Annotated in this window: 16 protein-coding genes; all 16 read left to right on the top strand. The window is 60.8% G+C overall.

Annotation, left to right across the window (positions count from 1 at the left end; all coding sequences use genetic code 11):
* The first annotated feature begins 359 nt into the window (after positions 1-359).
* The 16 genes from CRN80_RS21310 (at position 360) to nuoH (ending at position 20,372) form a co-directional block, all read left to right on the top strand.
* A complete protein-coding gene (locus CRN80_RS21310; protein WP_098951001.1) occupies positions 360-2,585 on the top strand; it encodes an NADP-dependent isocitrate dehydrogenase in 2,226 nt (741 codons plus the stop codon).
* Positions 2,586-2,875: 290 nt separating this feature from the next.
* Entirely contained in the window at positions 2,876-3,322 is a 447-nt protein-coding gene (locus CRN80_RS21305; protein WP_032896672.1) for an NUDIX hydrolase, read from the top strand.
* Positions 3,323-3,381: 59 nt separating this feature from the next.
* The gene (gene mnmA / locus CRN80_RS21300) at positions 3,382-4,506 is read left to right on the top strand and encodes a tRNA 2-thiouridine(34) synthase MnmA (RefSeq protein ID WP_098950999.1); all 1,125 of its coding nucleotides are present in this window, start codon (positions 3,382-3,384) and stop codon (positions 4,504-4,506) included.
* On the top strand, positions 4,503-5,126 hold the full coding sequence (hflD, locus tag CRN80_RS21295) for a high frequency lysogenization protein HflD (RefSeq protein ID WP_003192101.1): 624 nt from the start codon (positions 4,503-4,505) through the stop codon (positions 5,124-5,126). The genes mnmA and hflD overlap by 4 nt, the downstream gene beginning before the upstream one ends.
* 125 nt (positions 5,127-5,251) lie before the next feature.
* Positions 5,252-6,622 (top strand): adenylosuccinate lyase, encoded by a 1,371-nt coding sequence (gene purB / locus CRN80_RS21290; protein WP_044274597.1) that lies wholly within the window; start codon positions 5,252-5,254, stop codon positions 6,620-6,622.
* Between the two features lie 84 nt (positions 6,623-6,706).
* Complete coding sequence (locus CRN80_RS21285) at positions 6,707-7,873, top strand: cupin domain-containing protein (protein ID WP_014718907.1); 1,167 nt, start codon at positions 6,707-6,709, stop codon at positions 7,871-7,873.
* The gene (locus CRN80_RS21280) at positions 7,866-8,288 is read left to right on the top strand and encodes a GNAT family N-acetyltransferase (RefSeq protein WP_098950997.1); all 423 of its coding nucleotides are present in this window, start codon (positions 7,866-7,868) and stop codon (positions 8,286-8,288) included. Before CRN80_RS21285 ends, CRN80_RS21280 begins: the two co-directional genes overlap by 8 nt.
* Positions 8,289-8,498: 210 nt before the next feature.
* Positions 8,499-9,236, top strand: coding sequence for a secretin N-terminal domain-containing protein (locus CRN80_RS21275; RefSeq protein WP_098950995.1), 738 nt, complete (start codon positions 8,499-8,501; stop codon positions 9,234-9,236).
* Positions 9,237-9,730: 494 nt separating this feature from the next.
* On the top strand, positions 9,731-11,056 hold the full coding sequence (gene aceA, locus CRN80_RS21270; RefSeq protein ID WP_003174717.1) for an isocitrate lyase: 1,326 nt from the start codon (positions 9,731-9,733) through the stop codon (positions 11,054-11,056).
* Between the two features lie 655 nt (positions 11,057-11,711).
* Complete coding sequence (locus CRN80_RS21260) at positions 11,712-12,125, top strand: NADH-quinone oxidoreductase subunit A (RefSeq protein ID WP_003192109.1); 414 nt, start codon at positions 11,712-11,714, stop codon at positions 12,123-12,125.
* Between the two features lie 10 nt (positions 12,126-12,135).
* Positions 12,136-12,810: an NADH-quinone oxidoreductase subunit B family protein gene (locus CRN80_RS21255; protein ID WP_003174719.1), complete on the top strand. Its 675-nt coding sequence runs from the start codon at positions 12,136-12,138 to the stop codon at positions 12,808-12,810.
* A 71-nt stretch (positions 12,811-12,881) separates the two neighbouring features.
* Complete coding sequence (nuoC, locus tag CRN80_RS21250) at positions 12,882-14,666, top strand: NADH-quinone oxidoreductase subunit C/D (RefSeq protein ID WP_003192111.1); 1,785 nt, start codon at positions 12,882-12,884, stop codon at positions 14,664-14,666.
* 2 nt (positions 14,667-14,668) lie between these two features.
* Positions 14,669-15,166: an NADH-quinone oxidoreductase subunit NuoE gene (gene nuoE / locus CRN80_RS21245; protein WP_003174721.1), complete on the top strand. Its 498-nt coding sequence runs from the start codon at positions 14,669-14,671 to the stop codon at positions 15,164-15,166.
* Positions 15,163-16,518, top strand: coding sequence for an NADH-quinone oxidoreductase subunit NuoF (nuoF, locus tag CRN80_RS21240; protein WP_032896666.1), 1,356 nt, complete (start codon positions 15,163-15,165; stop codon positions 16,516-16,518). Before nuoE ends, nuoF begins: the two co-directional genes overlap by 4 nt.
* A 135-nt stretch (positions 16,519-16,653) precedes the next feature.
* Entirely contained in the window at positions 16,654-19,368 is a 2,715-nt protein-coding gene (gene nuoG / locus CRN80_RS21235) for an NADH-quinone oxidoreductase subunit NuoG (RefSeq protein WP_098950993.1), read from the top strand.
* Positions 19,365-20,372 (top strand): NADH-quinone oxidoreductase subunit NuoH, encoded by a 1,008-nt coding sequence (gene nuoH / locus CRN80_RS21230; protein ID WP_003174724.1) that lies wholly within the window; start codon positions 19,365-19,367, stop codon positions 20,370-20,372. Before nuoG ends, nuoH begins: the two co-directional genes overlap by 4 nt.
* Positions 20,373-20,375: the final 3 nt, after the last annotated feature.

Below are 20,375 nucleotides of genomic sequence, written 5' to 3'. Positions count from 1 at the left end.
GAAAGCAAAGGGAAAAGCGCCAATCTTGAGCACATCCCACCACCCTGTGCGCCTGCGACCTTTAGACCAATGGACGAGCCTCCTTTTTCATGAAGGCTCAGCGTAAGCATAGCGACCTATGTATAATGCCGCCGCTGACCAAAGAGTCACGACGGCGGACCGCTCTAGAACGTAGCCTTTCGCCAGAAAGCCGGACTATTACCATAGCCCACCCGCTTGACGCTCGACTGATGCAAACCAACATCACCGCGAAGAAACCTCGACATTTCGCTCATGGATGACTTTGAACGAACGCGCTCTACCCGGCGCATCTCGAGTTTCTGCGCACGCTTTCAGCAAAGAAGAGAGTTAATCCGAATATGCCCACCCGCTCGAAGATCATCTACACCTTCACCGACGAAGCCCCAGCCCTCGCCACCTATTCACTGCTGCCTATCGTAGAGGCCTTCACCGCTTCCGCTGATATTGCCGTGGAAACCCGCGACATTTCCCTCGCCGGGCGCATCCTCGCAAGCTTCCCCGAGCAACTGGGCACCAAGGCCATCCCGGACCACCTCGCCGAACTGGGCGACCTGGCCGTTACGCCTGAAGCCAACATCATCAAGCTTCCCAACATCAGCGCCTCGACCCCGCAGCTGCAAGCCGCGATCAAGGAACTGCAGGCCCAGGGCTATGCCCTGCCGGACTACCCTGAAACCGTAACCACCGACGCGGAAAAAGAAACCCGTGCACGTTACGACAAGGTCAAGGGCAGCGCCGTGAACCCGGTCCTGCGCGAAGGCAACTCTGACCGCCGCGCACCGCTGTCGGTCAAGAACTACGCACGCAAGCACCCGCACAAGATGGGCGCCTGGGCTGCCGACTCCAAGTCGCACATTGCCCACATGAACAACGGCGACTTCTACGGCAGCGAAAAAGCCGTGCAGATCGAAGCCGCTGACGCTGTCAAAATTGCGCTGGTTGCAAAGGACGGCACCACCACCGTCCTGAAGGAAAAGACCAACGTACAAGCCGGCGAAATCATCGACACCGCCGTGCTGAGCAAGAAAGCCCTGCGCAGCTTCATCGCCGCTGAAATCGAAGACGCCAAGAAGCAAGGCGTGCTGCTGTCGGTTCACTTGAAAGCCACCATGATGAAGGTCTCCGACCCGATCATGTTCGGCCAGATCGTTGCCGAGTTCTATAAAGACGCCCTGGCCAAGCACGCCACCGTGCTGGAACAGATCGGCTTCAACCTGAACAACGGCATCGGCGACCTGTACGCCCGCATCAAGGCCCTGCCGGCCGACCAGCAAGCGCAGATCGAAGCCGACATCCAGGCGGTCTACGCCGCTCGCCCTGCCCTGGCGATGGTCAACTCCGACAAAGGCATCACCAACCTGCACGTGCCGAGCGACGTGATCGTCGACGCCTCGATGCCAGCGATGATCCGTGACTCCGGCAAAATGTGGGGCACCGACGGCCAACTGCACGACACCAAGGCTGTGATCCCGGATCGCTGCTACGCCACCATCTACCAGGCGGTCATCGAAGACTGCAAGGCCAATGGCGCCTTCGACCCAACCACCATGGGCAGCGTGCCAAACGTTGGCCTGATGGCCAAGAAAGCCGAAGAGTACGGCTCCCACGACAAGACCTTCCAGATCAAGGCTGACGGCGTTGTCCGCGTCACCGACAGCCAGGGCAACCTGCTGATGGAACAGAACGTCGAAGCTGGCGACATCTTCCGCATGTGCCAGACCAAAGACGCGCCGATCCAGGACTGGGTCAAGCTCGCCGTCAACCGTGCTCGCGCCAGCAACACCCCGGCCATCTTCTGGCTGGACCCCAAGCGCGCCCACGATGGTGTAGTGGTCGAGAAAGTTCAGGCTTACCTGAAAGACCACAACACCGAAGGCCTGGACATCCGCATCATGGCCCCGGTCGATGCGATGAAGTTCACCCTGGAGCGCACCCGCAAGGGCCTGGACACCATCTCGGTGACCGGCAACGTACTGCGCGACTACCTGACCGACCTGTTCCCGATCATGGAACTGGGCACCAGCGCCAAGATGCTGTCGATCGTGCCGCTGATGAACGGTGGCGGCCTGTTCGAAACCGGCGCTGGCGGCTCGGCGCCAAAGCACGTGCAGCAACTGCTGGAAGAAAACTTCCTGCGTTGGGATTCTTTGGGCGAGTTCCTGGCCCTGGCCGCATCCCTTGAGCATTTGGGTGTGACATACAACAACCCCAAAGCCCTGGTGCTGTCCAAGACCCTGGACCAGGCCACAGGCCAGTTCCTGGACAACAACAAGTCGCCATCGCGCAAAGTCGGCAACATCGACAACCGCGGCAGCCACTTCTATCTGGCACTGTACTGGGCACAAGCCCTGGCCGCCCAGACCGAAGACACTGCACTGCAAGCGCAATTTGGCGAACTGGCCAAAACCCTGGCCGAGAACGAAGCAACCATCGTTGCCGAACTCAACGCCGTACAGGGCAAGCCAGTGGACATCGACGGCTACTACGCGCCGAACCCGGAGCTGACCAGCAAAGCCATGCGCCCAAGCAACACCCTCAATGCGGCGATTGCCAAGTTGAAGTAAGGTTGTAAGGATGCAAAGAAGCCCCGGCCAAGTGCCGGGGTTTCTGTTTATCGGGACTTCATTGAACAAACCCCATCAAATGTGGGAGCTGGCTTGCCTGCGATTGCAGTCTGTAGGAGCGAGCTTGCTCGCGAAAAACTCAAAGGCGCCGCGTTCATTCAGCAAGCACGCGTTATCGTTGACGTTTTTCGCGAGCAAGCTCGCCCCTACAAAAAAGCCTTAATTGACTGGCATTAAGGCAAGCCAGCTCCCACATTGAACATGCCACCTTCCAGATACCGAGGCTAGCAATGACCTGGCTCCCCCACATCACCGTCGCCACCATCGTCGAAGACAACGGCAAGTTCCTGATGGTCGAAGAACTCAAGGGCGGCCGCGCCGTGCTCAACCAGCCCGCCGGCCATCTGGACCCGAACGAAACTCTGACCGAAGCCGCCGTGCGCGAAACCCTGGAAGAAACCGGCTGGGACGTGGAAGCTACCGGCATCGTTGGCATTTACCTGTACACCGCACCCAGCAATGGCGTGACCTATCAACGGGTCTGCTTTATCGCCAAGGCCCTGAGACACCACCCGGAGTATCAGCTCGACGAAGGCATCCTGCGCGCCCGCTGGTTGACCCGTGACGAGCTGATGGCGGTGCGCGACGACTGGCGCAGCGAGCTGATTATCCGCTGCATCGATGATTACCTGGCCGGCCAGCGCCACAGTCTCGAATTGATCCGCCCTTCTCTTTAGCCTTGCGGGCCCAGGCCTGCTAGAATCGCGTCCTTTTTCAAGACACCCGTTGAAACCCTATGCGTGATCCAGCCCCTTCTGACACACAAAAGAAGCGCGTCATCGTCGGCATGTCCGGCGGCGTGGACTCTTCCGTTTCCGCCGTTCTGCTCATGGAGCAGGGTTATGAGGTGGAAGGCCTGTTCATGAAGAACTGGGAAGAAGACGATGGAACGGAATACTGCACCGCCATGGACGACCTCGCGGACGCTCAGGCCGTGTGCGACAAGATCGGTATCAAGCTGCACACCGCCAACTTCGCCGCCGAGTACTGGGACAACGTGTTCGAGCACTTCCTGGCCGAGTACAAGGCAGGCCGCACGCCGAACCCGGACATCCTGTGCAACCGCGAAATCAAGTTCAAGGCGTTCCTCGACTACGCCATGATGCTCGGCGCCGACCTGATAGCCACCGGCCACTACGTGCGCCGTCGTGATATCGATGGCCGCACCGAATTGCTCAAGGGCCTGGACCCGAACAAGGACCAGAGCTACTTCCTGCACGCCGTGGGCGGTGAACAGATCGCCAAGACCCTGTTCCCGGTCGGCGAGCTGGAAAAGCCCGAAGTGCGCAAGATCGCCGAGAAACATGGCCTGGCCACCGCCAAGAAGAAAGATTCCACCGGCATCTGCTTTATCGGCGAGCGTCGCTTCAGCGACTTCCTCAAGCAATACCTGCCCGCGCAACCGGGCGAGATCAAGACCACCGAGGGTGAAGTGATCGGCCACCACCATGGCCTGATGTACCACACCATTGGCCAGCGCCAGGGCCTGGGCATTGGCGGCCTGAAGGACGCAGGTGAAGAGCCGTGGTACGTGCTGGTAAAAGACCTGGAAAACAACGTGCTGGTGGTCGGCCAAGGCAATGAGCACCCGCTGCTGTTCTCCGGCGCCCTGCTCGCTTCCGAGATCTACTGGGTCAACCCTGTCGACTTGAGCACCCCGCGCCGCCTGACCGCCAAAGTGCGTTATCGCCAGAGCGACCAGCCCTGCACCCTGGAAAAGACCGCCACCGGTTACCGCGCCACCTTCGATGACCCGCAACGCGCGGTCACCCCTGGCCAGTCCGTGGTGTTCTATGACGGTGAAATCTGCCTGGGCGGCGGCGTGATTGAAGTCGCGCAAGCCTGGAGCAACCCGGCATGAGCCCGACCCAGGAGCAATTGACGGCCCTTGGCGGTGTGTTTCTCGCTGCGGTATTGGTGGACAAGATCGCCAAGACCGGCCAGGTCACGGAAGCCGGCCTGACCTGCATGCTCGGCAGCCTGCTGATCCGCGACCCCAAGGACACCCTTGAGGTTTACGGCGGCGACGACCTGGCCCTGCGTGAAGGCTATCGCGCCCTGATCGGCGCCCTGGAGCGCGACCCCAGCACCTTGCAGCGCGAACCGTTGCGCTACGCCCTGTCGATGCTTGGCCTTGAGCGCCAGTTGGCCAAGCGCGACGACCTGCTGGACACCATCGGCAAGCGCTTGCCGCAGATCCAGTCCCAGGTAGAACACTTCGGCCCGGCCCACGAAAACGTGATCGCCGCCTGTGGTGCGCTGTACCAGGACACCTTGAGCACCCTGCGCCAGCGTATCCAGGTGCACGGCGACATGCGCAACCTGCAGCAACCCAACAACGCGTCGAAAATCCGCGCCCTGCTCCTGGCCGGTATTCGTTCGGCACGCCTATGGCGCCAGTTGGGCGGTCATCGCTGGCAGTTGGTGATCAGCCGGCGCAAATTGCTCAAAGAGCTTTACCCGTTGATGCGCAACGAATAAGTCGCACCAACAGGCTGTTTTCAAGCCATTACGCGTAATACGCCGGTCAGTTGGCGACGGACCGGCGGATTTTTTCATGTATGATACGCGCCCCATTTCGTTGCCCGACTGTCCGAGAACACCCCATGCAGCTCTCTTCGCTCACTGCGGTTTCCCCTGTTGACGGCCGCTACGCCGGCAAAACCCAGGCCCTGCGCCCTATTTTCAGCGAGTACGGCCTGATCCGTGCCCGTGTCCTGGTTGAAGTGCGCTGGCTCCAGCGCCTGGCCGCTCACTCCGCCATCAGCGAAGTGCCGGCGTTTTCCGCCGAGGCCAACGCTGTATTGAACACCCTGGCGGAAAACTTCTCCCTGGAGCACGCCGAGCGTGTGAAAGAGATCGAGCGCACCACCAACCACGACGTCAAAGCCATCGAATACCTGCTCAAAGAGCAAGCGGCCCAACTGCCGGAACTGGCCCAGGTCAGCGAATTCATCCACTTTGCCTGCACCAGCGAGGACATCAACAACCTGTCCCACGCCCTGATGCTGCGTGAAGGCCGTGATGACGTGATGCTGCCGCTGATGCGCCAGACCGCCGAAGCCATCCGCGAGCTGGCGATCCGTTTCGCTGCCGTGCCGATGCTGTCGCGCACCCACGGCCAGCCGGCCTCGCCGACAACTCTGGGCAAAGAACTGGCCAACGTGGTGTACCGCCTGGAGCGCCAGATCGCCCAAGTCGCCGCCGTGCCATTGCTGGGCAAGATCAACGGCGCCGTAGGCAACTACAACGCCCACCTGTCTGCCTACCCTGAGATCGACTGGGAAGCCAACGCCCGCGCCTTCATCGAAGACGAGCTGGGCCTGGGCTTCAACCCCTACACCACGCAGATCGAACCGCACGACTACATCGCCGAACTGTTCGACGCGATTGCACGCTTCAACACCATCCTGATCGACTTCGATCGCGATATCTGGGGCTACATCTCCCTGGGCTACTTCAAGCAGCGCACCATTGCCGGCGAAATCGGTTCGTCGACCATGCCGCACAAGGTCAACCCGATCGACTTCGAAAACTCCGAAGGCAACCTGGGCATCGCCAACGCCCTGTTCCAGCACCTGGCCAGCAAGTTGCCGATCTCCCGCTGGCAGCGCGACCTGACCGACTCCACTGTACTGCGCAACCTCGGCGTGGGCTTTGCCCACAGCGTGATCGCGTACGAAGCCAGCCTCAAAGGCATCAGCAAGCTGGAGCTCAACGAGCAGAAGATTGCCGCTGACCTGGACGCGTGCTGGGAAGTATTGGCCGAGCCGATCCAGACCGTGATGCGCCGCTACAACATCGAAAACCCCTACGAGAAGCTGAAAGAATTGACGCGCGGCAAGGGCATCAGCCCCGAAGCGCTGCAAACTTTCATCGACGGCCTGGACATGCCAGCCGCGGCCAAGGCCGAGCTGAAGCTGCTCACCCCGGCCAACTACATCGGCAACGCTGTAGAGCAAGCCAAGCGCATCTGATCCAAGCAAGCTCCTTTGAGACGCCCGGCCGCGCCGGGCGTTTTTATTCCTGTCTTAAAAGTGCTTTTTTTCAATAGGTTACACATGAATCCTGATATCCCTCTTCAACTTCTGGGCGGCATCACGGCACGGGAATTCCTGCGCGACTACTGGCAGAAAAAACCGCTGCTGATCCGCCAGGCCATCCCTGACTTCGAAAGCCCGATCGACGCCGACGAACTGGCAGGCCTGGCCCTGGAAGAAGAAGTCGAGTCGCGCCTGGTGATCGAACACGGCGAGCGCCCGTGGGAACTGCGTCGCGGCCCGTTCGCCGAAGACGCTTTCAGCACCCTGCCCGAGCGTGAGTGGACCCTGCTGGTGCAAGCGGTCGACCAGTTCGTGCCGGAAGTGGCCGAGCTGCTGGAGCACTTCCGCTTCCTGCCGAGCTGGCGTATCGATGATGTGATGATCAGCTTCGCCGCGCCGGGTGGCAGCGTCGGTCCGCATTTCGATAACTACGACGTGTTCCTGCTGCAAGCCCAAGGCAAGCGCAACTGGAAGATCGGCCAGATGTGCAATTCCGAAAGCCCGTTGCTGCAACACGCCGACCTGCGCATCCTCGCCGAATTCGAAGAAAGCGCCGAATGGGTGCTGGAGCCGGGCGACATGCTCTACCTGCCGCCGCGCCTGGCCCATTTCGGTATTGCTGAAGACGACTGCATGACCTATTCCGTAGGTTTCCGTGCACCGAGCGCCGCTGAAGTGCTGACCCACTTCACCGACTTCCTCAGCCAGTACCTGACCGACGAAGAACGCTACACCGACGCAGACGCCCAGCCGGTCAGCGACCCGCACCAGATTCAGGGCGACGCACTGGACCGCCTCAAGGGCCTGCTCGCCGAACACATGAGCGATGAGCGCATGCTGCTGACCTGGTTCGGCCAGTTCATGACCGAACCACGCTACCCGGAACTGGTAGCCGGCGAAGAGTTGGGCGAAGAAGACTTCATCAACAGCCTGCAAGACGGCGCGATTCTGGTGCGCAACCCAAGCGCGCGCCTGGCCTGGTCCGAAGTGGACGACGACGTGCTGCTGTTCGCCAGCGGCCAGAGCCGTTACCTGCCGGGCAAACTGCGTGAACTGTTGAAGCTGGTGTGCTCGGCCGATGCACTGCACAGCGAAAACCTGGGCGAGTGGCTGGCCGACGAAGACGGTCGCGACCTGCTGTGCGAACTGGTCAAGCAAGGCAGCCTGGGGTTCGCGGATGAATAAAATTCACGTAAGTGTCGCGGACTGGCGAAAGGATATCGACGAGATTCGGCGCATTCGTGAAGCGGTATTTATCGCCGAACAATCGGTCCCGCCTGAACTGGAGTGGGACGCCGACGATGCCGATGCGGTGCATTTTCTGGCATTCGAAGGCGATTTCCCGATTGGCACCGCTCGACTGCTGCCCAGCGGCGAGATTGGCCGTGTATCGGTGCTCAAGGACTGGCGCGGGCTGAAAGTCGGCGACAAGCTGATGGAAGCCGTGATTGGCGTGGCCGAGCAACGTGGCCAGACCCGGCAGTTCCTGAGTGCGCAGGTGTATGCGGCGCCGTTCTATGAGCGGCTGGGTTTCAAGATTGTCAGCGATGAGTTTCTTGAAGTCGGGATTCCGCATGTGGATATGGTGCGCGAGGGCTGATTTGAGACCGCGTCGCCTTTATCGCAGGCAAGCCAGCTCCCACATGTGAATGCATTCCAAGTGTGGGAGCTGGCTTGCCTGCGATAGCTATTTCAGCAACACCCCAAATGCCCTGCCTGCCAGGGCATTTTGCCGTCTACGATTCAACTTGCGCCCTGCCAGGCCGACAAACTGGCACTATCAAGCAAATGACTCGCAGAGATAACGGACATGTCCCTACGCACCCTGCTCACCGCCCTCCTGATGACCGTCAGCGCTTGCGCCATGGCCGCCACTGAAGTCGTCAACCTGAACAACCGCACCAGCGCCGACCTGTTGCCGGTCGCGCAAAACTTCATCGGCAAGGACGGCACCGTCAGCGCCTACGGCAACCAGCTTATCGTTAACGCCGAGCCCGCCAAGATCGAGGGCTTGCGCGCACTGCTCGGCCAATTGGACACCCCAGCCAAACGCTTGCTGATCACCGTCGATACCAACGAGAACAACCAGCAGAACAGCGGTGACAGCCAGACCCGCATCATCAGCTATGGTACCGCCAGCCGCGATGGCGGCATCCAGCAGATCCAGGCCAGCGAAGGCGTGCCCGCGCTGATCCAGGTTGGCCAGAGCGTGCCGCTGACCTCCACGCAGCAGGACAGCTATGGCCGTCTGCAAAGCCAGACCCAGTATCGCAACGTCACACAGGGGTTTTACGTGACCGCCAGCGTCACTGGCGAAACCGTGCACCTGGCCATCAGTACCAACCGTGACCGGATGAGCCAGGAACGTCCCGATGTAGTGAACGTGCAAAGCACCGACACAACCGTCAGCGGCCGCTTGGGCGAGTGGATTCCCCTGGCCGGCATCAATCGTGAAACCCAGGCGGACAAATCCTCTACAACCCGCAGCTACTCTACTCAGGGCCGCGATGACCTGACTTTACGGGTCAAGGTCGACACCCTGAACTGAGGCACCGAAAACTGACTGGCAAGTCGCATTAGACTAAAGATGTAGTGCTTGAAAAAAAGCACTACAAAACATTTGACGAGCCAAAAAAGCATGGGCATGATGGCCTCGCTCCCGCTAATCAGAGGCCCTGGCAAGGGCCTTCGGATCGCTGCTCTAAGCTACCCACCTGAGCCGATTCGTGTCTGTATCGCCCACAAGGTGTGTTTGACGTTGGTTGCGACTGGAACGAAGTTGTCCCGAGGGACGGAAGCTAACCAGGTAACCCGGCTACACACTGATGGATCGTACAAAGGCCCACGACGCCCGAAGACCGTTCGCAGTTTGCCCTTACCTGCTCAACTCCCCCTTTGAGCCCCATCGTTCATCCCGTCGCCTCCCTCCGTCAGATTTGACTTGAACACCAAAGCTTCTGGTCAGCGAGCAACCCTACCCAGGCAACGAATGCCGGGCTGGCAAACGGATACTTCAAACAAGACGCGACGAGGTTTTTCCCCATGGCACTGACACGCGAACAGCAAATTGCAGCCCTTGAAAAAGACTGGGCTGAAAACCCACGCTGGAAAGGCGTAACCCGCGCTTATTCCGCTGCTGACGTCGTCCGCCTGCGTGGCTCGGTTCAACCTGAGCACACCTTTGCAAAACTCGGCGCCGAGAAGCTGTGGAACCTGGTCACCCAAGGTGCCAAGCCTTCTTTCCGTCCCGACAAAGATTTCGTCAACTGCATGGGCGCCCTCACTGGCGGCCAGGCAGTCCAGCAGGTAAAAGCCGGTATCCAGGCGATCTACCTGTCCGGCTGGCAAGTGGCAGCGGACAACAACTCCGCTGAATCCATGTACCCCGACCAATCGCTGTACCCGGTGGACTCGGTGCCAACCGTGGTCAAGCGCATCAACAACTCGTTCCGTCGTGCCGACCAGATCCAGTGGAAAGCCGGCAAGAACCCGGGCGATGAAGGCTACATCGACTACTTCGCGCCAATCGTGGCCGACGCCGAAGCCGGTTTCGGTGGCGTACTCAACGCTTACGAACTGATGAAGAGCATGATCGAGGCAGGCGCTGCCGGCGTGCACTTCGAAGACCAGCTCGCTTCGGTGAAAAAATGCGGCCACATGGGCGGCAAAGTACTGGTACCGACCCAGGAAGCCGTACAGAAGCTGACCGCTGCTCGCCTGGCCGCTGACGTGGCCGGTACGCCGACCATCATCCTGGCGCGTACCGACGCTAACGCAGCAGACTTGCTGACGTCGGACTGCGACCCGTACGACCAGCCGTTCGTCACCGGCGAACGCACCCAGGAAGGCTTCTATAAAGTGCGCGCCGGTCTCGACCAGGCCATCGCCCGTGGCCTGGCTTACGCGCCATACGCCGACCTGATCTGGTGCGAAACCGCCAAGCCGGACCTGGACGAAGCACGCCGCTTTGCCGAAGCGATCAAGAAGGAATACCCGGACCAACTGCTGTCCTACAACTGCTCGCCTTCCTTCAACTGGAAGAAGAACCTGGACGACGCGACCATCGCCAAGTTCCAGCGCGAACTGTCGGCCATGGGCTACAAGCACCAGTTCATCACCCTGGCGGGCATCCACAACATGTGGCACAGCATGTTCAACCTGGCGCACGACTACGCTCGCAACGACATGACGGCCTACGTGAAGCTGCAGGAGCAGGAATTCGCTGACGCCGCCAAAGGCTACACCTTCGTGGCGCACCAGCAGGAAGTGGGCACCGGCTACTTCGACGACATGACCACCGTGATCCAGGGCGGCACCTCGTCCGTGACCGCGCTGACCGGTTCGACCGAAGAAGAACAGTTCCACTAAGTACCGCGTACACGGCCACTGCGGCCCCACGGAAGACCTAACCGCAGTGCCGCGCAACAATCACGCCCCGACTGGTTCGGGGCGTTTTTTTTGCCTTAAAAAAGGCTCATAGCCCCCTGTAGGAGCGAGCTTGCTCGCGAAAAACCTGAGAGCACCGCTGGCTGGCGGGTTACCCGCGTTATCGTTGACGATTTTCGCGAGCAAGCTCGCTCCTACAGAGCGCGCGCGTATGAGCTGGGTTTTTTGCGCAAACATTGATCCAGAGCGGTATCCGCACAGGCCCAATCGGTTAAAAGGACCGTTGCGACAACTAAGCGACACTCAAGCAAGTAACGCTAACTTCCCGCGCCACATGAGAAACACTCGCTTAAACCCCGCGCAAACAATAGTCATTATCATTTGGCGCTTGAAAACTTCGTTACAGCTTAAACAAAACATATTTGATGAAAAGCCCGCTAATGCCCACACCACAAGGGCTACAGCCCCAAGAAGGTGCACTATGTGCTTATTCCACCGAATAATTTCGCCCTGGGAATTTTACTTGCCCGGTGTTTAGCCATAAAATCACCGCGATTGATTGCAGTGCGACATATCGTCACTGCATCGTTACTTTTTCGAGCTCAGAGACCTTTGCTCTCTGTTAAGGATTTCCAGCATGACCGACGCGACAGGACTCATGGCCCACAACTGGGGCTTTGCCATTTTCCTTCTCGGTGTTGTAGGCCTCTGCGCCTTCATGCTCGGCGTGTCCAGCCTCCTCGGGTCAAAAGCCTGGGGCCGCAGCAAAAACGAACCGTTCGAATCCGGCATGCTGCCTACAGGTGGCGCCCGCTTGCGGCTCTCAGCCAAATTCTATCTGGTCGCGATGTTGTTCGTGATCTTCGATATCGAAGCCCTCTTTCTCTTTGCATGGTCTGTGTCCGTCCGCGAAAGCGGCTGGACCGGATTCGTCGAAGCTCTCGTTTTCATAGCAATTCTGTTGGCAGGTCTTGTCTACCTGTTCCGAGTGGGCGCCCTTGACTGGGCTCCGGAAGCTCGTCGCAAGCGGCAGGCGAAGCTGAAACAATGAGGCTTTGGCAATGCAATACAATCTCACCAGGATCGACCCGGATGCTCCTAACGAGCAGTACCCCATCGGCGAGCGGGAAACCGTTTCCGACCCGTTAGAAGACCAAGTCCACAAAAACATCTACATGGGCAAGCTGGAAGACGTGCTGAGTGGCGCGGTCAACTGGGGGCGTAAAAACTCCCTGTGGCCGTACAACTTCGGCCTTTCGTGCTGCTACGTGGAAATGACCACCGCCTTCACGGCGCCCCACGACATCGCGCGCTTTGGCGCCGAAGTTATCCGGGCCTCGCCGCGCCAGGCGGATTTCATGGTTATCGCCGGTACCTGCTTCATCAAGATGGCGCCGATCATCCAGCGTCTCTATGAGCAAATGCTCGAACCAAAATGGGTTATCTCCATGGGTTCGTGCGCCAACTCCGGTGGCATGTACGACATCTACTCGGTCGTTCAAGGGGTGGACAAGTTCCTGCCCGTGGACGTCTACGTGCCTGGCTGCCCGCCCCGTCCCGAAGCGTTCCTGCAAGGCTTGATGCTGTTGCAGGAATCGATTGGCAAGGAGCGTCGCCCACTGTCCTGGGTGGTCGGTGATCAAGGCGTTTATCGCGCCGAGATGCCGTCTCAAAAGGAACAGCGCCGCGAACAGCGAATCGCAGTCACCAACCTGCGCAGCCCCGACGAAGTCTGATCCAGCCCGCTTCTTTTATAGAACGAAAACCTGGCTTCATTCTTTACGTTGACCGAAAGCGATAAAAAACCATGACTACAGGCAGTGCTCTGTACATCCCGCCTTATAAGGCAGACGACCAGGATGTGGTTGTCGAACTCAATAACCGTTTTGGCCCTGACGCCTTCACCGCCCAGGCCACACGCACCGGCATGCCGGTGCTGTGGGTGGCGCGTGCCAGGCTCGTCGAAGTCCTGACCTTCCTGCGCAACCTGCCCAAGCCGTACGTCATGCTCTATGACCTGCATGGCGTGGACGAGCGTCTGCGGACCAAGCGCCAGGGGCTGCCGAGCGGCGCCGATTTCACCGTGTTCTACCACCTGATGTCGCTGGAACGTAACAGCGACGTGATGATCAAGGTTGCGCTGAGCGAGAGCGACCTGAGCATCCCGACCGTGACCGGTATCTGGCCGAACGCCAGCTGGTACGAGCGTGAAGTCTGGGACATGTTCGGTATCGACTTCCCGGGCCACCCGCACCTGACGCGCATCATGATGCCGCCGACTTGGGAAGGTCACCCGCTGCGCAAGGACTTCCCTGCACGCGCCACCGAATTCGACCCGTTCAGCCTCAACCTGGCCAAGCAGCAGCTGGAAGAAGAAGCCGCGCGCTTCCGTCCCGAAGACTGGGGCATGAAACGTTCGGGCACCAACGAGGACTACATGTTCCTCAACCTGGGCCCGAACCACCCTTCGGCTCACGGTGCCTTCCGGATCATCCTGCAACTGGACGGCGAAGAGATCGTCGACTGCGTCCCGGACATCGGCTACCACCACCGTGGCGCCGAGAAGATGGCCGAGCGTCAGTCCTGGCACAGCTTCATCCCGTACACCGACCGTATCGACTACCTCGGCGGCGTGATGAACAACCTGCCGTACGTGCTCTCGGTCGAGAAGCTGGCCGGTATCAAGGTGCCAGACCGCGTCGACACCATCCGCATCATGATGGCCGAGTTCTTCCGCATCACCAGCCACCTGCTGTTCCTGGGCACCTATATCCAGGACGTCGGCGCCATGACCCCGGTGTTCTTCACCTTCACCGACCGTCAGCGCGCCTACAAGGTTATCGAAGCCATCACCGGTTTCCGCCTGCACCCGGCCTGGTACCGCATCGGCGGCGTAGCCCACGACCTGCCGAACGGCTGGGAGCGCCTGGTCAAGGAATTCATCGACTGGATGCCCAAGCGTCTGGACGAATACCAGAAAGCCGCCCTGGACAACAGCATCCTCAAAGGCCGCACCATCGGCGTTGCGCAGTACAACACCAAAGAGGCCCTGGAATGGGGCGTCACCGGTGCCGGCCTGCGCTCCACCGGTTGCGACTTCGACCTGCGTAAAGCGCGCCCGTACTCCGGCTACGAGAACTTCGAGTTCGAAGTACCGCTGGCGGCCAATGGCGATGCCTACGACCGTTGCATCGTGCGCGTCGAAGAAATGCGCCAGAGCCTCAAGATCATCGAGCAGTGCATGCGCAACATGCCGGCCGGCCCGTACAAGGCGGATCACCCGCTGACCACGCCGCCGCCAAAAGAGCGCACGCTGCAGCACATCGAAACCCTGATCACGCACTTCCTGCAGGTTTCGTGGGGCCCGGTCATGCCGGCCAACGAATCCTTCCAGATGATCGAAGCGACCAAGGGTATCAACAGTTATTACCTGACGAGCGATGGCGGCACCATGAGCTACCGCACCCGGATTCGTACCCCAAGCTTTGCCCACTTGCAGCAGATCCCTTCGGTGATCAAAGGCGAGATGGTCGCGGACTTGATTGCGTACCTGGGTAGTATCGATTTCGTTATGGCCGACGTGGACCGCTAAGCATGAACAGCACGCTTATCCAGACAGACCGTTTCACCTTGAGTGAAACCGAGCGCTCGGCCATCGAGCACGAGCTGCATCACTACGAAGACCCGCGCGCGGCGTCTATCGAAGCCTTGAAGATCGTCCAGAAGGAACGTGGCTGGGTGCCCGACGGCGCCCTCTACGCCATCGGCGAGATCCTCGGCATCCCCGCCAGCGACGTTGAAGGCGTGGCCACGTTCTACAGCCAGATCTTCCGCCAGCCGGTAGGCCGCCACATCATTCGCGTGTGCGACAGCATGGTCTGCTACATCGGCGGCCATGAGTCCGTGGTCAGCGAGATCCAGAACAAGCTGGGCATCGGCCTCGGCCAGACCACCCCGGACGGCCGCTTCACGCTGCTGCCGGTGTGCTGCCTGGGCAACTGCGACAAGGCGCCGGCGTTGATGATCGACGACGACACATTCGGTGACGTACAGCCCGCTGGCGTCACCCAATTGCTCGAGGGCTACCCATGACCCTGACTTCCTTCGGCCCGGCCAACCTGATCAAGCGTTCGGCCGAGACTCACCCCCTCACCTGGCGCCTGCGTGACGATGGCGAGCCGGTATGGCTCGACGAGTACCAGGCCAAGAACGGTTACGCGGCAGCGCGCAAAGCCTTCGCCGACATGGCCCAGGACGATATCGTCCAGACCGTGAAGGACGCCGGCCTCAAGGGTCGCGGCGGCGCGGGTTTCCCCACCGGCGTGAAGTGGGGCCTGATGCCCAAAGACGAATCCATCAACATCCGTTACCTGCTGTGCAACGCGGATGAAATGGAGCCCAACACCTGGAAAGACCGCATGCTGATGGAGCAACTGCCCCATCTGCTGATCGAAGGCATGCTGATCAGTGCCCGTGCGCTGAAAACCTACCGCGGCTACATCTTCCTGCGTGGCGAGTACACCACCGCCGCCAAGCACCTGAACCGTGCCGTGGAAGAAGCCAAAGCCGCCGGCTTGCTGGGCAAGAACATCCTCGGTTCCGGTTTCGACTTCGAACTGTTCGTGCACACCGGCGCCGGGCGTTATATCTGCGGTGAAGAAACCGCACTGATCAACTCCCTCGAAGGCCGCCGCGCCAACCCGCGCTCCAAGCCGCCCTTCCCTGCCGCCGTGGGCGTGTGGGGCAAGCCGACCTGCGTGAACAACGTCGAGACCCTGTGCAACGTGCCGGCGATCATCGCCGACGGCGTGGACTGGTACAAATCCCTGGCGCGCGAAGGCAGCGAAGACATGGGCACCAAGCTCATGGGCTTCTCCGGCAAGGTCAAGAACCCTGGCCTGTGGGAGCTGCCGTTCGGCGTGACCGCGCGCGAGCTGTTCGAGGACTACGCCGGCGGCATGCGCGACGGCTACACCTTGAAAGCCTGGCAGCCAGGCGGCGCCGGCACCGGTTTCCTGCTCCCTGAGCACCTCGATGCACAGATGTATGCCGGCGGCATTGGCAAGGTGGGTACCCGGATGGGTACTGGCCTGGCGATGGCAGTGGACAACACGGTGAACATGGTCTCGTTGCTGCGCAACATGGAGCAGTTCTTTGCCCGTGAATCCTGCGGCTTCTGCACCCCATGCCGCGACGGCCTGCCGTGGAGCGTCAAGCTGCTGATGGCCCTGGAAAACGGCGAAGGCCGCGAGGGTGATATCGAAACCCTGCTGGGCCTGGTCGGTTTCCTCGGCCCAGGCAAGACCTTCTGTGCTCACGCACCGGGCGCCGTGGAGCCATTGGGCAGCGCAATCAAATACTTCCGCTCGGAGTTCGAAGCCGGCATCGCGCCCACCAGCGCCGCCGTCCCGCCTCTGGCAAAGCCGATCGTAGTCGGCGCGTAACGCTTAAACAGGCGAAGGGTCCGTGCCCTTCGCCTGCTCATGTGCTGACGCCTTCAAGGCTGTGTAGATGCACATGAATAACAAGATTCCATTAGCCACGCCCGCTGACAACGGGCCAACGAAGAACTTTGAACCATGGCCACTATCCACGTAGACGGCAAAGCGCTCGAAGTCGATGGGGCAGACAACCTGTTACAGGCGTGTCTGTCACTCGGCCTCGACATCCCGTATTTCTGCTGGCACCCCGCGCTTGGTAGCGTCGGTGCCTGCCGCCAGTGTGCGGTCAAGCAATACACCGACGAGAACGACACCCGTGGTCGTATCGTCATGTCCTGCATGACCCCAGCCACCGACAACACCTGGATCTCCATCGACGATGAAGAATCCAAGGCGTTCCGCGCCAGCGTTGTCGAGTGGCTGATGACCAACCACCCCCACGACTGCCCGGTCTGTGAGGAAGGCGGTCACTGCCACCTGCAAGACATGACGGTGATGACCGGCCACAACGAGCGCCGTTATCGCTTCACCAAGCGCACCCACCAGAACCAGGACCTCGGCCCGTTCATTTCCCACGAAATGAACCGCTGCATCGCCTGCTACCGCTGCGTGCGCTTCTATAAAGACTACGCCGGCGGCACCGACCTGGGCGTGTTTGGCGCCCACGACAACGTGTACTTCGGTCGCGTTGAAGACGGCGTGCTCGAAAGCGAGTTCTCCGGCAACCTCACCGAGGTCTGCCCCACCGGGGTGTTCACCGACAAGACCCACTCCGAGCGCTACAACCGTAAGTGGGACATGCAATTTGCGCCAAGCATCTGCCATGGCTGCTCCAGCGGTTGCAACATCTCTCCGGGCGAGCGCTACGGTGAGCTGCGTCGTATCGAAAACCGCTTCAACGGTTCGGTCAACCAGTACTTCCTGTGCGACCGTGGCCGTTTCGGCTATGGCTACGTCAACCGCGAAGACCGCCCACGCCAGCCCCTGCTGGCCGATGGCGCCAAGCTGAGCCTGGACGCCGCGCTGGATAAGGCCGCCGACCTGCTGCGTGGCCGCAATATCGTCGGTATTGGTTCGCCACGCGCCAGCCTGGAAAGCAACTTCGCGTTGCGCGAGTTGGTGGGTGCCGAGCACTTCTACTGCGGTATCGAAGCCGGCGAGCTGGAGCGCATCCGCCTGGTCCTGCAAGTGCTGAACGACAGCCCGCTGCCGGTTCCGAACATGCGCGACATCGAAGACCACGATGCGATCTTCGTGCTCGGTGAAGACCTGACCCAGACCGCCGCGCGTATCGCCCTGTCGCTGCGTCAATCGGTCAAAGGCAAAGCCGAAGAAATGGCCGACGCCATGCGCGTGCAGCCTTGGCTCGACGCCGCCGTGAAGAACATCGGCCAGCACGCGCTTAACCCGCTGTTTATCGCTTCCCTGGCTGAAACCAAGCTCGACGACATCGCTGAAGAATGCGTGCACGCTGCGCCGGACGACCTGGCCCGCCTCGGTTTCGCCGTGGCCCACGCCCTCGACGCCAGCGCGCCTGCCGTTGAAGGCCTGGACGCTGAAGCCGTGGAACTGGCCCAGCGCATTGCCGACGCCCTGCTGGCCGCCAAACGCCCGTTGATCATTGCCGGTACCTCGTTGGGTTCCAAGGCGCTGATCGAAGCCGCTGCCAACATCGCCAAGGCCCTGAAGCTGCGCGACAAAAACGGTTCCATCAGCCTGGTAGTACCGGAAGCCAACAGCCTGGGCCTGGCCATGCTCGGTGGCGAGTCCGTGGACGCGGCGCTGCAAGCCGTGATCGACGGCAACGCCGACGCCATCGTGGTACTGGAAAACGACCTGTACACCCGCACCGCTGCCGCCAAGGTTGACGCTGCGCTCAACGCCGCCAAGGTGCTGATCGTCGCCGACCACCAGAAGACCGCCACCAGCGACCGCGCCGACTTGGTACTGCCAGCCGCCACCTTCGCTGAAGGCGACGGTACCCTGGTCAGCCAGGAAGGCCGCGCCCAGCGCTTCTTCCAGGTGTTCGATCCGAAGTACATGGACGCCAGCATCCTGGTGCACGAAGGCTGGCGCTGGCTGCATGCCCTGCGCGCCACCCTGCTGAACCAGCCGATCGACTGGACCCAGCTCGACCACGTCACCGCTGCCACCGCCGCCAGCGCGCCGCAGCTTGCTCGTATCGTCGATGCCGCGCCATCTGCCGCGTTCCGCATCAAGGGCCTGAAACTGGCGCGTGAGCCGCTGCGCTACTCCGGTCGTACCGCCATGCGCGCCGACATCAGCGTGCACGAGCCGCGTACCCCGCAGGACAACGACACCGCGTTCGCCTTCTCCATGGAAGGTTACTCGGGTTCGGCCGAACCGCGTCAGCAGGTGCCGTTTGCCTGGTCGCCGGGCTGGAACTCGCCGCAGGCCTGGAACAAGTTCCAGGACGAAGTCGGTGGTCATATCCGCGCTGGCGACCCGGGCACCCGCCTGATCGAAACCAGCGGTGACTCGCTGAACTGGTTCGCTGCGGTACCGCGTCCGTTCAACCCGGCGCCGGGCACCTGGCAGGTCGTGCCGTTCTTCCACCTGTTCGGCAGCGAAGAAACTTCTTCCAAGGCCGCGCCGGTGCAAGAGCGCATTCCTGCCGCTTACGTGTCCGTGGCCAAGTCCGAAGCCGACCGCCTGGGCGTCAACGACGGTGCGCTGCTCAGCCTCAACGTGGCCGGCCAGACCCTGCGTCTGCCGCTGCGTATCAATGACGAGCTGGGTGCCGGCCTGGTTGCACTGCCTAAAGGCATCGCCGGTATTCCGCCTGCCATTTTCGGCAAAACCGTTGACGGTCTGCAGGAGGCAGCGCAATGACTTGGTTCACGCCGGAAGTAATTGACGTGATCATCTCGGTGGTCAAGGCCATCGTGATCCTGTTGGCCGTGGTCGTCGCGGGCGCCCTGCTCAGCTTCGTCGAACGTCGCCTGCTGGGCTGGTGGCAGGACCGTTACGGTCCGAACCGCGTTGGCCCGTTCGGCATGTTCCAGATCGCTGCCGACATGCTGAAAATGTTCTTCAAGGAAGACTGGACCCCGCCGTTTGCCGACAAGGTGATCTTCACCCTGGCACCGGTGGTGGCCATGAGCGCCTTGCTGATTGCCTTTGCGATCATCCCGATCACCCCGACCTGGGGCGTGGCGGACCTGAACATCGGCTTGCTGTTCTTCTTCGCCATGGCCGGTTTGTCGGTGTACGCGGTGCTGTTCGCCGGTTGGTCGAGCAACAACAAGTTCGCCCTGCTGGGCAGCTTGCGTGCCTCGGCGCAAACCGTATCCTATGAAGTGTTCATGGGGTTGGCACTGATGGGCATCGTGGTGCAGGTTGGCTCGTTCAACATGCGCGACATCGTCGAGTACCAGGCACAGAACCTGTGGTTCATCATTCCGCAGTTCTTCGGCTTCTGCACCTTCTTCATCGCTGGCGTGGCCGTGACTCACCGTCACCCCTTCGACCAGCCGGAAGCGGAACAGGAACTGGCCGACGGTTACCACATTGAATATGCCGGCATGAAGTGGGGCATGTTCTTCGTCGGTGAGTACATCGGCATCATCTTGATCTCGGCCCTGCTGGTCACGCTGTTCTTCGGCGGCTGGCACGGTCCGTTTGGCATCCTGCCGCAGTTGGCCTTCTTCTGGTTCTTCCTGAAGACCGCGTTCTTCATCATGCTGTTCATCCTGCTGCGCGCCTCGATTCCGCGCCCACGCTATGACCAGGTGATGGATTTCAGCTGGAGATTCTGCCTGCCGCTGACCCTGATCAATTTGCTGGTGACGGCTGCCGTCGTGTTGTTGAACACGCCCGCGGCCGCGGTTCAGTGAGGA

It is taken from the genome of Pseudomonas sp. FDAARGOS_380, assembly GCF_002591235.1.
Lineage (GTDB): Bacteria > Pseudomonadota > Gammaproteobacteria > Pseudomonadales > Pseudomonadaceae > Aquipseudomonas > Aquipseudomonas salmasensis.
The sequence above is the reverse complement of the archived record's forward strand: the minus strand, read 5'-3'. Positions and strand labels throughout refer to the sequence as shown.